Annotated in this window: 10 protein-coding genes; 4 read left to right on the top strand and 6 right to left on the bottom strand. The window is 41.9% G+C overall.

The genetic code is table 11. The features are described from left to right. Positions 1 to 5: 5 nt before the first annotated feature. Positions 6 to 1,841: a TrkH family potassium uptake protein gene (locus QK890_RS06205; RefSeq protein WP_005809772.1), complete on the bottom strand. Its 1,836-nt coding sequence runs from the start codon at positions 1,839 to 1,841 to the stop codon at positions 6 to 8. 135 nt (positions 1,842 to 1,976) lie between these two features. On the opposite strand from QK890_RS06205, the gene QK890_RS06210 reads away from it, so the two are divergent. Together QK890_RS06210 and nfo are read left to right on the top strand one after the other, a co-directional pair. Next, the gene (locus tag QK890_RS06210; RefSeq protein ID WP_005809773.1) at positions 1,977 to 3,344 is read left to right on the top strand and encodes a TrpB-like pyridoxal phosphate-dependent enzyme; all 1,368 of its coding nucleotides are present in this window, start codon (positions 1,977 to 1,979) and stop codon (positions 3,342 to 3,344) included. A gap of 128 nt (positions 3,345 to 3,472) precedes the next feature. Further along, complete coding sequence (nfo, locus tag QK890_RS06215) at positions 3,473 to 4,309, top strand: deoxyribonuclease IV (protein ID WP_032540702.1); 837 nt, start codon at positions 3,473 to 3,475, stop codon at positions 4,307 to 4,309. On the opposite strand, the gene QK890_RS06220 is transcribed toward nfo, so the two are convergent. The 5 genes from QK890_RS06220 to QK890_RS06240 form a co-directional block, all read right to left on the bottom strand. Further along, positions 4,303 to 5,874 (bottom strand): ClC family H(+)/Cl(-) exchange transporter, encoded by a 1,572-nt coding sequence (locus QK890_RS06220; RefSeq protein ID WP_005775949.1) that lies wholly within the window; start codon positions 5,872 to 5,874, stop codon positions 4,303 to 4,305. The genes nfo and QK890_RS06220 overlap by 7 nt on opposite strands. A gap of 251 nt (positions 5,875 to 6,125) precedes the next feature. Further along, positions 6,126 to 6,995, bottom strand: coding sequence for a hypothetical protein (locus tag QK890_RS06225; RefSeq protein ID WP_032540703.1), 870 nt, complete (start codon positions 6,993 to 6,995; stop codon positions 6,126 to 6,128). A 31-nt stretch (positions 6,996 to 7,026) separates the two neighbouring features. Further along, positions 7,027 to 10,692, bottom strand: coding sequence for an ATP-binding protein (locus QK890_RS06230; RefSeq protein ID WP_032540704.1), 3,666 nt, complete (start codon positions 10,690 to 10,692; stop codon positions 7,027 to 7,029). Further along, positions 10,676 to 11,227 (bottom strand): hypothetical protein, encoded by a 552-nt coding sequence (locus tag QK890_RS06235; RefSeq protein WP_032540705.1) that lies wholly within the window; start codon positions 11,225 to 11,227, stop codon positions 10,676 to 10,678. The genes QK890_RS06230 and QK890_RS06235 overlap by 17 nt, the downstream gene beginning before the upstream one ends. Positions 11,228 to 11,241: 14 nt before the next feature. Then, entirely contained in the window at positions 11,242 to 12,438 is a 1,197-nt protein-coding gene (locus tag QK890_RS06240) for a hypothetical protein (protein ID WP_032540706.1), read from the bottom strand. A 1,307-nt stretch (positions 12,439 to 13,745) separates the two neighbouring features. Here QK890_RS06240 and QK890_RS06245 point away from each other — a divergent pair. Beyond that, positions 13,746 to 14,588, top strand: coding sequence for an AraC family transcriptional regulator (locus tag QK890_RS06245; protein WP_032540734.1), 843 nt, complete (start codon positions 13,746 to 13,748; stop codon positions 14,586 to 14,588). Between the two features lie 133 nt (positions 14,589 to 14,721). After that, the gene (locus QK890_RS06250) at positions 14,722 to 15,483 is read left to right on the top strand and encodes an SDR family NAD(P)-dependent oxidoreductase (protein WP_367627251.1); all 762 of its coding nucleotides are present in this window, start codon (positions 14,722 to 14,724) and stop codon (positions 15,481 to 15,483) included. Positions 15,484 to 15,490: the final 7 nt, after the last annotated feature.

Here is a 15,490-nt window from a genome sequence, read left to right on the forward strand (position 1 = left end):
ACTGATTAGTTTATGATAATGTTATCGCTCGGATAACGGTATTTTGTATTCTTTTTCTGTTTCACGATGCCCAGCACCAGAGTGATAAATCCTACACGGCCGATAAACATAAGCAGAGATACCAGCAACTTACTTTCATCACACAGCAAAGGAGTGGCATTCAGACTGGAGCCAACCGTACTTAAAGCCGACACACATTCAAACGTCAGGGTCATGATAGACATCTTGGGTTCCAGTATGCTCAGAATAAAGACAAACACAAACAAGATTCCCAAAGAAACGACTACCGCAGCATTGGAACGTCGGATGGAGTCATGTGACAACTCACGGCCAAATACCTCCACTCTTTCGGTTCCTCTCAGCACAGCGATCAGGTTGAGTGAGGCAACAGCAAAAGCATTTACTTTCACACCACCGGCTGTGGACTGTGCCGCACCACCGATCCACATCAGGACTATATAAAGCATGATGGTTTGTATGCTCAGTGAAGTCAGGTCTACACTGCTGAATCCGGCGGTTCGGGGGCAAGTGGCATTGAAGAAAGCCTGTGTCCACTTATCGGCAACCGACATGCCTGCAAACGAATGATTCCACTCGAAAAAAGCAATGGCAAGCGTTCCGAAAACCAGTAGCAGAACAGTCATTATCAATACAATCTTAGTATTAAGATTGAACAGATGATGTACCTGATGATTGTCCCACTGGCGGGTACGGATCAAACGCCAGAAACGACGGGCATGGTAAACTATAATATCTTTAAAATTAACCAGAATCGGAAATCCGATTCCACCAAAAATAATCAGGAAAGACACGGTTATATACAGCCAGTTATGCTGGGTCATAATCATCGGATTGCCTAAATTACCAGGCAACGTAGAAAATCCGGCATTACAAAAGGCAGAGATGGAATGAAAGGCAGAAAAAGCCAGTTCATCCTGAACATCCATCCCCAGCGTACCATGTATACTGAACCAGATAGAAAGCATGCCTATCCCCTCAATGACCAATGTAAAACCTAATATGTACAATAAAGTAGAGAATAACGACCCCAATGAATTGGAACTTACCATATCACGTACGACCAACTGATTGTACAAAGAAGTATTTCCCATGAAGAACATGGCAAAGAAACTGGTCAGTGTCATCACTCCCAGACCACCGATCTGAATCAAAAGAATGATAACTGTCAGTCCGGCCGGCGTAAAAGTAGCGGATACGTCAACGGGAACCAACCCGGTTACGCAGACGGCACTGGTAGAAGTAAACAACGCGTCGACCCACGATAAGGTAACCCCCTCCACAGTACAACGAGGCAACATCAACAACCCCGATCCGATAAATATAATCACCAGGAAGCTGACAGCCAGAATCAAAGAAGGATTGGTTCTCCTGCCCAACAATCGTACCAGCCCATTAGACAAATTCAGTAAGGAGAAAAGCAACAGCAAGACAATATGGTAAAAGTAACCGTGCAGGAATTCCCACAGATGCAGAATAGCCCCTCCCTCCTCGGGCCGATGGAAGATAACAGGAATCAAAGTCAGATACAGTAACCAGCTCAGTATCCAGGCCAACTTCCGGAAATTCTTTTTCGTATCTCTATATTCAAGCAGGATATGCAGCGTAACGTCGATCAGGAATATAATCCAAACCGTCTTATAAAGAAGATGTATTTTCGTAACTTCATGGGCAGAGAGCGTAAAGCCATGTTCGTAAATCACTCCGACTATCAGCATGATGGAAGCCAGATAGGTGATAATTGCCATTAATCGTAACAAAAGTCGTACGTAAGGCTGCAACAATTTATTCTGGTACAAAAAGAATTTATGATAAATCTTCATCGGATTGCATATTAATAGAGTCGCACAAACTTAACTAAAATAACAAACATATCCGATTCTTTGTTGCTGAAATCATATAATTCTTAAAAATTATACTTACTTTTGGCATCAGAATAATCAAATAACTACAATATTATGAGCGACAAGAAAAAAAGGTACATACTGCCTGAAGAAGAAATTCCGCATTACTGGTACAACATACAAGCCGACATGGTGAACAAGCCGATGCCCCCGTTGCATCCGGGAACCAAACAGCCATTAAAGGCAGAAGATCTGTATCCGATCTTCGCGGAAGAGCTTTGCCGCCAGGAACTGAACCAAACCGACCAATGGATAGAAATACCGGAAGAGGTTCGTGAAATGTACAAATATTACCGCAGTACTCCATTGGTCCGTGCCTATGGGCTGGAAAAAGCATTAGGCACACCGGCACATATTTATTTCAAGAATGAAAGTGTCAGCCCGATGGGTTCGCACAAATTAAACTCGGCCATTCCACAAGCTTATTATTGTAAAAAAGAAGGTGTACAGAATGTAACAACTGAAACCGGTGCCGGACAATGGGGAGCTTCTCTGGCTTACGCCGCCAAACTTTTCGGTTTGGAAGCAGCCGTTTATCAAGTGAAAATCAGTTATGAGCAGAAACCTTACCGCCGTAGCATCATGCAGACCTATGGTGCCCAGGTGACTCCTTCGCCTTCGATGTCGACCCGTGCAGGAAAAGATATTCTGACTGCACACCCGAATCATCAGGGCTCATTGGGTACCGCCATCTCTGAAGCCATCGAACTGGCTCAAACTACTCCAAACTGTAAATATACATTAGGTTCCGTTCTGAGCCATGTCACCCTGCACCAGACCGTGATCGGCCTGGAAGCTGAAAAACAAATGGCAATGGCAGGTGAATATCCCGATATGGTGATCGCATGCTTTGGTGGTGGTTCCAACTTCGGTGGCATCGCGTTCCCATTCATGCGCCATAACATCCTTGAAGGTAAAAAAACACGCTTCATTGCTGCCGAACCGGCATCTTGCCCGAAGCTGACCCGCGGTAAGTTTCAATACGACTTCGGCGACGAAGCAGGATATACCCCACTGTTGCCTATGTTTACATTGGGGCACAACTTTGCTCCGGCCAACATCCACGCCGGCGGACTTCGCTACCACGGTGCAGGAGTGATCGTTTCGCAACTCCTCAAAGACAAACTGATGGAAGCTGTCGATATCAGCCAACTGGAATCTTTCGAAGCCGGATGCCTGTTCGCACAGGTTGAAGGTATTATTCCTGCTCCGGAATCTTGCCACGCCATCGCAGCCGCCGTTCGTGAGGCAAACAAATGCAAAGAAAGCGGAGAAGAGAAAGTGATTCTGTTCAACCTGTCCGGTCACGGACTGATCGATATGGCTTCGTATGACAAATACCTGTCCGGTGACTTGGTAAACTATTCGCTTACAGATGATGATATCCAAAAGAATCTGGATGAAATAGGCAATCTGGCTTAACCGTCGGATACCATCAGAGCTTTTGCCCCATAACAATATATGTAATCACTCATTACATATATTGTTATGGGGCAAAACATATATTGTTACGGAAATGTTATCTTTGCATATGAATCAAAGAAAAGAATATGAAATATATCGGAGCACATGTCAGTGCATCAGGAGGCGTTGAGTTCGCTCCTGTCAATGCACACGAAATCGGGGCCAACGCATTTGCCCTCTTTACTAAAAATCAACGCCAGTGGGTCAGTAAGCCACTAACCGAAGATAGTATCCGTCTCTTCAAAGAAAATTGTGAGAAATTCGGCTTCGCCCCCGAATACATTCTCCCGCACGATAGTTACCTGATAAACCTGGGACATCCCGAAGAAGAGGGACTGTCCAAAAGCCGGGCTGCCTTCCTTGACGAAATGCAACGTTGCGAACAATTGGGACTGAAATTGCTGAACTTCCATCCCGGCAGCCACCTCAACAAGATACCGGTGGAAGAATGTCTGGATCGGATCTCAGAAAGCATCAATCTGACTTTGGAAAAGACCCAAGGAGTAACTGCCGTTATTGAAAATACTGCCGGACAAGGAAGCAACCTGGGAAATGAATTCTGGCAGCTGAAGTACATCATCGACCGCGTGGAGGATAAAAGTCGTGTAGGGGTTTGTCTGGACACCTGCCACACTTTTACAGCCGGTTATGACTTTCTGAATGATTATGATGATGTCTTCGGAGAATTCGGTGAAGTAGTCGGATTTGAATATCTGCGGGGGATGCACCTCAATGATTCCAAAAAAGAATTAGGTAGTCGAATAGATCGTCACGACAGCATCGGTAAGGGACTAATCGGTTTCGCTTTCTTTGAGAAACTAATGAAAGATCCCCGTTTCGACAATATGCCATTAATTCTGGAGACCATTGACGAAACACTGTGGCCCGAAGAAATAGCCTGGCTGAGAGAACAAGCTCAATAGATATTGGCCATACTTACCAAAGGTTCGTATAATTTCTCAATATCTTGTGCATCCATCTCGATCTGCACCTGGTCCCCCGGAACAAGTTTTTGCTTTGCCGGGGGTATATCTTTCCGATCACGGTGTATATTGATAATCTCACAACGTTCCGGCAATAGTAATTCGCTTACCGTCTTTCCATCAAAATACGAACCACTCATCACTTCGACAGAAAGAGTATAGCGCTTCTCCTCCTGAAAGTCAGGAGAACTGATCATGTCATCATAAAGTGTCACATTAAACGGCTGGATCTGCAACATCTCCGTAAAATAGTAGGTCAGCCCTCCCACAACAATGGAGGGGTAGAAAACCTCCAGATGTCCGGTGATCTCGGTAATCAAAACGATTGCTGTCAAAGGAGTCCGGATCACCGCAACCAAAAAAGCAGACATACATATCAGCATGACATAGCTGATATTTTCGTATCCGATAATGCCCTGACGTACCAGAATCAAAGCAACGATCTGTCCGATCAGTCCCCCGGTAACCAGAGTGGGAATAAAACTTCCTCCCGGCAATCCGGAAGAAAACGAAAGCACACTAAAAACAAAATGCAAAATCATCATACCTACAATCCACATAATATGGGTGTCAGCATGCATCGCCTGCTCCAATAAAAATTGTTCACCTCCACCGGTCAGATTCACTTCCGTGAGTGAAATTAAATAAGCAATAAACAACAAATAGAGCATCTTCACATAAGCCGGATGCTTGATGGCCGGATAAAGTCGCTTAAACCAAACTGTAATAACCGAATAAATCTTACCGGATACGGAAATTACCGCAGCCAGCAATAAGAACAATTTGACTTGTGAAGAAAAAACCAGTCCGGGAGAAATAGCGTCAATCTGGAAATAAGGGTTAATGGGAAAGATCATACTCGCCACACCACCTGCCACCACTCCGGCGAGCAAAGTGGTTATGGCGGTCTTAGGTGCATCAAAACGTTCGATAGACTCAATGACCAATAACGAAGAAGCCAAGGGAGCGGCAAAAGCAGCAGCCAATCCGGCACCTGCACCGGCGGCAAGCAGTTGTTTTCGTTCACCGGCAAGCACTCTTCCCCATTTAGACACCAGACAACCGATATAAGAACCGATCTGCACGGAGGGCCCCTCACGTCCCAAAGATAAACCGGCACTCAACGCCAACACTCCTCCCACAAACTTAGATACTAACTCTATAAAAGGATGCTTGTAGGAGATACGTCCGTTAATCACTCCACGGGTTTGAGGAATCCCCCCACCGGTGATCAACGGCATCTTTTTCACCAGCCACATCACAAATAAGAGGATACCCCATAAAGACAAAAAGATAGGAATATGCCAATACCAATGTGGCTGTGAATCAAAAAAGTTTCTACGAGTATTAAAAAAGAATTGTAACAGATAGTGATAGGGTACAGCAACAAGCCCTGTCAACAATCCCACGAATATACTGACAAAATAAAGACGGGCATCTATCAATTTCAGCTTCCATACCCGCCATTTCCTCATATCCTCTAAATCACCTGATTTTCCAAACATATCTCCGTCCGTTATACCGTTGCAGAGTACAACAACTAAGAGATAGCTTGGTTTTCAAACGAAGAGTTAAAATTGCTTCAGATAGCAGAAGGCTGCTACAGCATATCCAACTATGCTGCTTACGCACTTCGATGCAAAAACAGTCATTCATTCTCTACAGAATGCCATGATTCCGTCCCGCATTGAAGACAAAGCACTTTTTTTAATTGCTTTCTCTTCATTATGTGGTCTACTTTTTGTTCAATCTCTCATTATCTAACAATATATCCTTCCTGCTCATATCCCTTCCGGAACCTATGGATCATCTCTACAAGCGGCAACAACCGTTTATCCAAAATATCCATAGATTTATACCGGGCATATTGCACATCATAAAGCCATCGATTGCCATTTTTCAACCGTTCCTCCACATCCGCCGGAATAAAAAATTCGGCACGCTCTCCCAAGAAAATATAGAATTCCTTCTGAAAGATATGAATTCCCGCTAAATCAAAATCGCCAAAATGAATATAACGATTAGGGATCATCTGTAGCCAGGTACGCAAATCTTTTGATTGAGGATAACGAGAGACAAAAAGTACTTTCATATCTTCAAACAAATATTGTTGTTCGCGGATATGCTGAAAGTTCTCTCCATTTTCCATGCCTATCACTATGACATCTCCGGGAAGATGAAAATGCTCAAAGTCTTCAATAAAGAAGGAAGTTCCCCGCAACGGCTGAATTAAAAAAGCTTCGCCATTCAGAGTTGCTTCTATCGGAACATAACTACTGATAAGAAAACCCCTGAAAGAACGGGTATGTTTAGTCTTAGAATCACCGGTTACGGACACCTGTTCTGCACGAGACACCGCATTTTGACGTTCTTTTATCTTGATCCACTCCTCCAACCCTCCTTTAATGTCATAGTGCTGAGCAAGATATACACGACATCCATCAGCATCGTTTATCCTAAATTTCCTAAAACGTCCGTTGGATATTTGGATAAGAATTCCTTCTCCCAATAGATCTTCCGTCAACGCAAATGAAAAACGAGAGGAAGAAATCGTATCACCGTTCATCATCCGTAATAACAAACGTGCTTCACCCAGATGAAGTTTATTTTCTTTTTTGATAGCCATGTTCTCTAAATTTTGCGAACGCATTCCAATCTTACCGATTACTTGAGTATTTTATCAATGGAACTACCCGCGTATTCGAGTGCCCGTCTTTGCTTAGCAAATAAGTATAACGATAATCTTCTACATTATAGGTAGTTGGCGAACTATTCACCAGCAGAATGTTTCGGCAATTAGCAAAGTCCAAAATGCCTTTTACATTATTAGGATGCAATTTACCTATCTCGTCCATCATGCAATGTATCTTGAAATCACCAAATTTACGCGACGCTTTTTCTTTGAACACATTGATAAGCATGATATTCACCATTGCCTTTACCAGAATATCTGTGCCGTCAGAACCTACGTTGGCTATCTTCTCCACCCAACCCGTATCATTGTCATTTTCCTTGACTCGAAATTCCAGCTTGAAGGTATCCGCCAGTGCCAGTTGCTTCCGTCCGGGATCTTCAAGCAAATGCTTCATAAACGAAAGCAGATAGCGCACCGCTATTGCATTGACATTCTCCCGAGAGTCTTGTGCAAACAAATTCACTTCTCCCATAGAATGTTGATTCTCATCATTGAACCGCTTTATTTCCAACAGCAATTGCATCAACTTATCACTGCTCGGTAAAGGACGAAGGGCAATCTCTTTGATTACTCCGGCAAAGTTTCGTTCTATAAAATCAGTATTGATGGCATCAATCGTTTTACGTATCTCCCCTTCATTGCGTGTCAGATCGCCTACCTCCTTCGATATGCGACGAATGATATCTGTATATCGCTCGCTGATGTGTTTCCGATAATCGGATATTTTATCATTATCCACAAACTCGCATAGGTTTGAAGCAAAGTCATAATAATCTTGCTCACTGATCAATTCGGTACGGAAGTGAAAAGTGTTCTTCGCTGAAAAATATCCTTTAAACTGTATGACAACTTTTCTAAACTCCTCTTTCTTCCTGATAGCAGATATAATCAGTGACTTCAATCCCTCCACTATTGCGTCACAACTTTTCTTAGTATTCTTTTCACCCACCTCCATTGATCCCGGCGGACAAAAAATATCATCTTCTTGAAAAACCTCTACCTTATTCAGCCCGTTTTCCAATAGCTGTAATCCCTGCCTTAGTTTAGTCAATGCTTCTTCCACATTCTTCCGTTGAAGTTGTAATTTTTTTTCACGCAAATCGAAACGTTCGTTCAGTGCTGCCAACTTGTCTTCAAGATCTTTCTTACAACTTCGCATGAAGGGTTCTTTGTCAAAAAGTTCCTGTTTATCCTTTTCATAATACGTAACTTGTGAACGGTGCTCACGGATGTAGACCAACTCCTTTTGGATCTGTTCTATTCTGGCATCGTACTTGCGAATTGTTACCGTATCTGCGCCTTTGCCACCAAGTTCTGTTTCCTGCGCTTGTCTTAACTCCTTTTTTCGTTCTTCCAGTTGTTGCTTCCGAAGATTGATTTCGGACTTTATATTCGATACATACTGCTCTAACTCTTTTTGAAGTCCTGTTTTTTGTTCCTTATAGTTCTTCTGACAAGCCTTTAACCTGCGTTCCCGCTCGTCTACTATCTTCTTCTTTTCCTCTTCTATTCGATAAAGCCGATGGGCTATTTCGTTCAACGCTTCCTGAATCTCTTCGGTACGAATACGTTTCCATTCTCCCTCTTTTGTCCTCCAGGAAGAAAGAGCCACTTGGAGATTCTTTAGCTTAGTGGGGAGTTGCATTCGTTCAGCTTCCAGCAAATGTTGTTTGTCTGCTATTTCGCGCACCAGTTTGGAATATTTCTTCTCCAAACGCTCTATTTCACTATTCAGTTCCTCCGATAAATGCACCAATTGGTTATTGCTTTCTTGAAGTATATGCTGCTTCGCCAATCGTTCCTGTTTCAAATCTTCGGGAGTACGGATATTTTGTTCTATGGCAGACAAGTTGAGCGACACACCAAACAAAGTGCCGGAGTTATCCGTTAAACGAGGATTCAGCCCATTATTATATAGCACCGCCTCCTCATTAGCTATTTTGCCGATGCTATCCTGCCAATCGGGTTTGTTGCTCTCCAGCCATTCGGCAAAAGAGCCCTTCCGTTTCTCAATCAAAGCATTCAGCACTCTCAGTTCTTCCTCAAGATTTTCTTTCTCTTTACATATATCTTCTATTTTATTTTGAGCTTCCATTTCCAACTCTTTCCGCAAGATGCCACATTCCTGCCTCAAACGATCTATATCCATTTGATGCCGGTGTATCAGAAAATTCAGTTCTTGGTCTCTTTGGTTTAACTCCCCGATACTTTCTTCACAGTCGGATATTTCTTTTTTATAAGGTGCTTCGTAAGAGGCCTTCACTTGTTGTCTTCCCGTTTGCGCTTGTTCATCACGCAGTTGTAACATTTTTGCATCTACCGCTTGCAATTTCTCTTCGAATGCCGAACGCACCCACTCTTCTTCCGAACGAAGATTTTGCATGGCCTCTTCCTGTAGCCTGCTGACGGCAGTTCCTTTTTCGAGTATCAGTGATTGCTTGTTATTTTCAAACGAACGAAAGTCAATCTCCAGATTTTCAGTCAACGAACGATACTTAGATAATACATCCTGATAGGCGCGCGTCAACTCGGATTTCATAATCCGCATACGTTCCAGCTCCTGATTTTGAAACTCTTCTTGTGATACTCGTCGGATCAATTCTTCAATACCTATTTGTTCATAGTACTGCCGTTGCCGGCGCGCTTTCTTCAAATCCTCTTCAACAACTCTAATATCGCCAATCAATACCTCCTCTTCCTTTTTGCGTTTCTGTTGCAGTTCACTGATTAACCTTAATCCGCGTTCCCGCTCTGCCTCCGTATTAGTAATCTTCTCCCTGAACTGAGGCAATTCCTGTAAAGCCTGTTTTTCCGCATAATTCAGTTCAGCACGCTCTTCCTCAATTTGCCTATGGGTATAAATTAAATCGCGATATGAATTCATCACTTTGTCTGCTATCTTGCGTATAGGTATTTCGCCATTCTTATTTTTTGTAAACCACAGCATCACGTCGTTATATTCTTGCTCGAATTCCTTTATCTGACTTCGATAAAAACTCAAATCCACAGAAATATCTTCATCACTCATCGAACGAATGATAGTATCTTTTATAAAATCAGCATCCAGCTTGGAATTTAAGAAAACATTCTGTATAGTACGGGGAATATTCTGGTATTTTGCACTCTCCACTATTGCGAATTTACGATAAATCAACAGCTCCTGCTTGCGGTTATTTCCGAATATGATATCACGATAAGTCTCGTAACCGCTCACCAGCGGAGTGACCTGACACTTCTTCCCAATATGCTCGCGGATACGGCTCCAGTCTGCATATACTTCATTCTGTTCATTGACAAACCAATAGCTCTCAAACGGTGCATCCACAAAACGAAAGGCAACCCTGCCTTGCGACTTAACAGCTACCACACAATAAGCCCCATTCTCACGCATTACTTCATAAACGATGTAGGAATTTGAATAAGGAAAGTAAAAAGCATCAAAACTCTTTTTTTCTTTAGGGATACCCAATTTCAGTTTATCCGCATTATAGAAAAACAACAGAGCGCGCAGTAACGTACTTTTTCCGACTCCCTGCGTACCAATGAAATGAACATTACCATCCAGACAAACTTCTGTATAAGGAATATGAGCGCTGTTCAGAAAAATAATTTTATTCAGGTATCTCATCTTGCACCTCCTCCGATATGGTAATACAATCAATCAATTCTTCCATATAATGAAAAGCAGTCAACACTTTGTAAGTCCCATCCACTTCATTTTCTTTTTCAACAAATCCCATTCTTTCCAATTCGGATATCAACTTGGCAACGACTTCTTCATGCTTCTTTTTGTCAGGGAATATCTTTGCGACTTTCTCTTTCAACTCCAGGTCACAGCCTATTTGAATCTCAATGTCGGCAGCACGAAACAAGAAACCCGGTCCAAAAGCCGAATGATAGGTTTTCAGAAAACTAAGATACTCAATCCAACGTTGTGCGGCTTCAAGCTTTCGTTCCAAATCCACTTTCGCTTCCCGACGCGTAAAATGATAGTAGCCATCGCCTCCTTCCAGATAGAATCCTATCCCTTTATAATATTCATAATAATCGGGGAAATCCTCCTCTATAACATCGTAATAACGCTTCACTTGGGCAGAAATGCTATTGGAGGAGATGAACCCTCCACGACTAAGCGTATTGAAAATTTCTTCTGTATATTTCATCGTTCAAACTCTTGTTATTTAGGATAAATAATTGGATACTCCACTTCACCCGAGTGTTCATAACACTCTGTAAAGTTAAGCCTATCAGCATATTGAGAAGCTAACTGACAAAAATAAATCAGTTTATCCTCACTGGTCACATCTTTGCGGTAGCGGTAGTTCATCACAAAATAGAACAGGTGAGCGCCCGAGGCCTCAAAGGCATTGTACACCTCCTGCAAATTCACCATATCAACCACCTCCGACTGCCCGTCCAGGTATCCTTCGGGAATGGGTGCTGCCAGATTTTTCAAAGTGTTCTTCCGGATCTTCTGCCGTGCCGCCAGTTTCCGGATGATTTGAAACGCTTCATCAGATGTACGCAAAGCATCTACAGAAAGTTTAATGCGATAATTGATTTGAGGTTCCATCCATACGGGATTTCTTCCCGAAAGCACTTGCCGGATGTTAGTGTTCTCTTCCAGTAGGAACTGGTCTTTCAGGTACTTCAACTTTCTTATCTTCTCAAAGATACGGTTTTGATAATCTATCAGATTCAGGTAATGGACAATCTGTCTATGAATTTCAAGCAGATTATGATAAGAGTCATTCAATTGTAATTTTACGTCACTCACTACATCCTGCATCTGTACATCCATAGCTATACGAAAAAACACAGGCTGTTGATGGTCGATCAGCTCTTCACATTTGGTTATCAGTAAAGAGATATTTCTTAACTTTTCACTCAGCCTTGTCAATTTGGCTTTTTTGATCTGGTAGTTGGGTTCATTCTTGTACGTATTGTCCATGTTACGTTTCAGATCCAACACATTGCGAACAGTAGTAAGGGCGATATTCTTTAGGCAGCGCTTCACCTCACGCTGATAATTATACTTTCGCTTTTCGTTATTTTCCTTCAGATAGTAATCTATGTTTTCATTGAGGCGCACCAGATAGTCCTGCACATAAGAGACATTTATCTCTTCATTCACTTCCAGTATATCTTCAAAGAATTTTAAATAAATATCTTCCATCTCCAAAAAATCACCTGTATCACGAATCACCCCATAATCTATCAGATAGCGGATGCGCTCTTCTTTATAGTCAGTCATCTCTAATGCATAATCATATCGGAACGAAAGCGACTTCCGCTTGGCAAACATCTCTTTTAGAAGCTCTTTCTCGCGGTCAAGGCTTTTAACCAACTCCTCTATGGAACGGAAGGTACTCATAGCATAAACTTATTCTTTAATATAAATCACCACAAATTCTTTGCATTTACGTTTGTCTCAGCAAGAAGCGGCAGCAGAAACCCGCCCTTAAGACAATTCAGATCTTTATTTTCCATAATAGTACATCTTTTTGTCTATATCTGCAAATATAATATTTTTTTCTTCTTCGACATTCTAAACCCCTAAAAAGACCTTGTTATTAATAAATCGGCACTTTAGACATTTTAATTTAATGAACAGACTTTTGCATTTCGCCCTATAAACAGACTTGAATATTAGCATGAATCAACAACATAAGTTTGAATGACAACCACACACCCGTCGGATGAACCTTATTCTTGTATGGGATGACAGTTCGTTTTTTGGCAAACCCTTCAAGTGTCATAATGTTACCTTTCTTTGCCTGTTTAAATCCGTTTATTTCAATACACCTCCTTTCTGCTAACACGTCTTCTGCTAAATTTCTTCAGGACAGCCCGCCAAGCAGACTATTTATTGCATAAAAATGCAATAACACAGGGGTAATTGGTAGGATATTCACTTCTTTCCCTCTAATAAGTTACCTTTCTGTTTGCAAAAAGTTAGTTCTTTGCAAGTATGAAGTTAACTTCTTACCGGAGACACTTTTATTTCGTGCCATCGACATCTATTTGAAGGGGAAATAGGGTGACTGGAGACTGTTTTTCTCTCTACTTGCTTGCATTTACGGGAAAAACCGCAAGCATGAAAAAGATTGTTTATTGGACACTTTTTCATTATTTTACTCCGATGTTGAGATGTTCTCTTTCTCTTTGGTATAATTTCATCTTGTATTCTTTCTACTTGAATTTTTCTAATGGCAATTCCACAAATTCTTTCCGTTTATCCCTCCGCTTATATGAAGAAATTTGATTCTACGTGCATCAGAAAATACAAAATGATAATTTGCCATTTCATCAGCTTTTGCTTTTTGCGGGAGGGCAGAATGATTGTAGGTTCATCCAATAAATACCCTAAATAACTACTTCATTCAGATTGACAAAGAAGTTGGTAAAATAAAGAGGCTCTGCCTATAAGAAAAGAATGGGAACAAATACACAAGGAGCATAATTTAACACCAATTGAACTCTCCGAAAAATCCTATTTCCATTTTTTGATAGATTAATTCCTGAACTACCAGGCAACCGCTACAACCACATAAAAAAGGACGAAGCCTTTGAGTCAAAAAGCTATACCTTTCTTGTTATTTTGAACCATACAACAAAATGATTCCTTTTGAAAAGAGCTATCTTTGCAAAAGAAATCATAGTTATAATCAAATAAAGGAAATGACAGACGGAATCAATACACTACGTTATTCAGACATCTTTTTTGCGATGTATTTTGATGGAGGAATGAGTTGCACACACCGGAACCATTCTCATGTGCTGGTTTATATTTATTCCGGTGAAATGGCAATTGAAGAAAAAGGCAAAACCACAAGGCTGCATAGAGGCGACTGTGCCTTTATTCGTAAGGATTTCAGCGTCAGGATGACAAAGCAGGCGTGGAACGGAGAGCAGTTTAAAGCTATTTTTCTAATGTTTACGCCGAAATTCCTGCGTAGCTTCTACAACAAGATAGAACCGAACTTAATCCCAAAGGATGCCAAAAGAGAGAAAGTAAGTCTCTATAAGTTACCGCCCAACCGTCCCGACATCATAAGCCTGTTCGAATCCATGACACCTTATTTCGATTCGGATATTCAACCGACAGATGAACTGTTGCAACTGAAAATGGTTGAGGGAATATATGTGTTGCTCAAAACAAACAAGAATCTATATGCTTCGGTTTTTGACTTTACTGACCCTTGGAAAATTGACATCCTGAATTTTTTGGAGAGCAATTACATGAATGACATTTCAATGGAAGAAATAGCCAACTATACAGGTCGTAGCCTTTCCACATTCAAACGCGATTTTAAAAAATGCAGCTCGCTTTCACCGCGAGAGTGGCTAATCCACCGCCGTCTCGAAGCCGCTCACGAGTTGATACGAAAAGGCGAGCGCAAAGTGTCTGAGATTTGTTTTGAGGTCGGATTCAAGAATCTTTCACACTTCTCGAAGATTTATAAAGAAAAATATGGTATTCCTCCTACAGGGAAACTGCAACATGAAATGAGTCTCGCATAGATTGCGGGACTTTTTTATTCATGGACTTCCTAACAAAACACTTTGAACCACACAACAAAGTCATAATGCCATAACCCTCTTACCTTTGCATCAGAAAACAATTAGAACTTATAACAGATAAAATTAGATAATTATGGCAGAAACAAAAACAATGGAAGAAAAAGTGGCTTTGGTGACTGGTGCAGGAATGGGAATCGGCCTTGCTTGTGCTGAAGCGTTTGCCCGTGCAGGCTATATTACCGTTTTGTCAGATATTAACGAACCGAAAGTACAGGCAGAAAAATTGATCGCTGAAGGGTACAAAGCGACAACTTATCGTCTTAATGTGTCCGACACACAGGCGGTGAAAGAAATGATTGATTGGATTATGTCCACTTACGGGCGTTTGGATGCAGCTCTTAACAATGCCGGAATACAAACTCCGCAACGCCCGATGGCAGAAATTACCGATGACGAGTTCGACCGCACAGTGGCTGTAGACCTGAAAGGAGTATGGAATTGTATGCGTTATGAAATTCTGTTGATACTGAAACAAGGAAGCGGAACCATCGTCAACACCGTATCGGCTGAAGACGTGGTCGGCTTTCCCGGACAGGCTGCCTATATAGCTTGCAAACACGCTGTTCTCGGATTAACAAAAACTGCCGCAATTGATTATGCAGCAAAAGGCATTCGCATCAATGCCGTATGTCCGGGAGTTATACAGACTGCAATAGTGGATGAGTTGATAAGCTGCAACCCACAGTTAGAAAGTGCTTTCACAAAGGAGATTCCGAACGGACGTTTTGGGAAACCTGAGGAAATCGCTGATGCAGTATTGTGGCTGTGCAGTCCGCAGGTGACATATATGAATGGACATGGTTTAATTGTAGACGGAGGTATCACCATTAAATAAGGAATAA

The sequence above is a fragment of the Bacteroides sp. NGMCC 1.200775 genome (assembly GCF_040798045.1).
GTDB classification, from domain to species: domain Bacteria; phylum Bacteroidota; class Bacteroidia; order Bacteroidales; family Bacteroidaceae; genus Bacteroides; species Bacteroides hominis.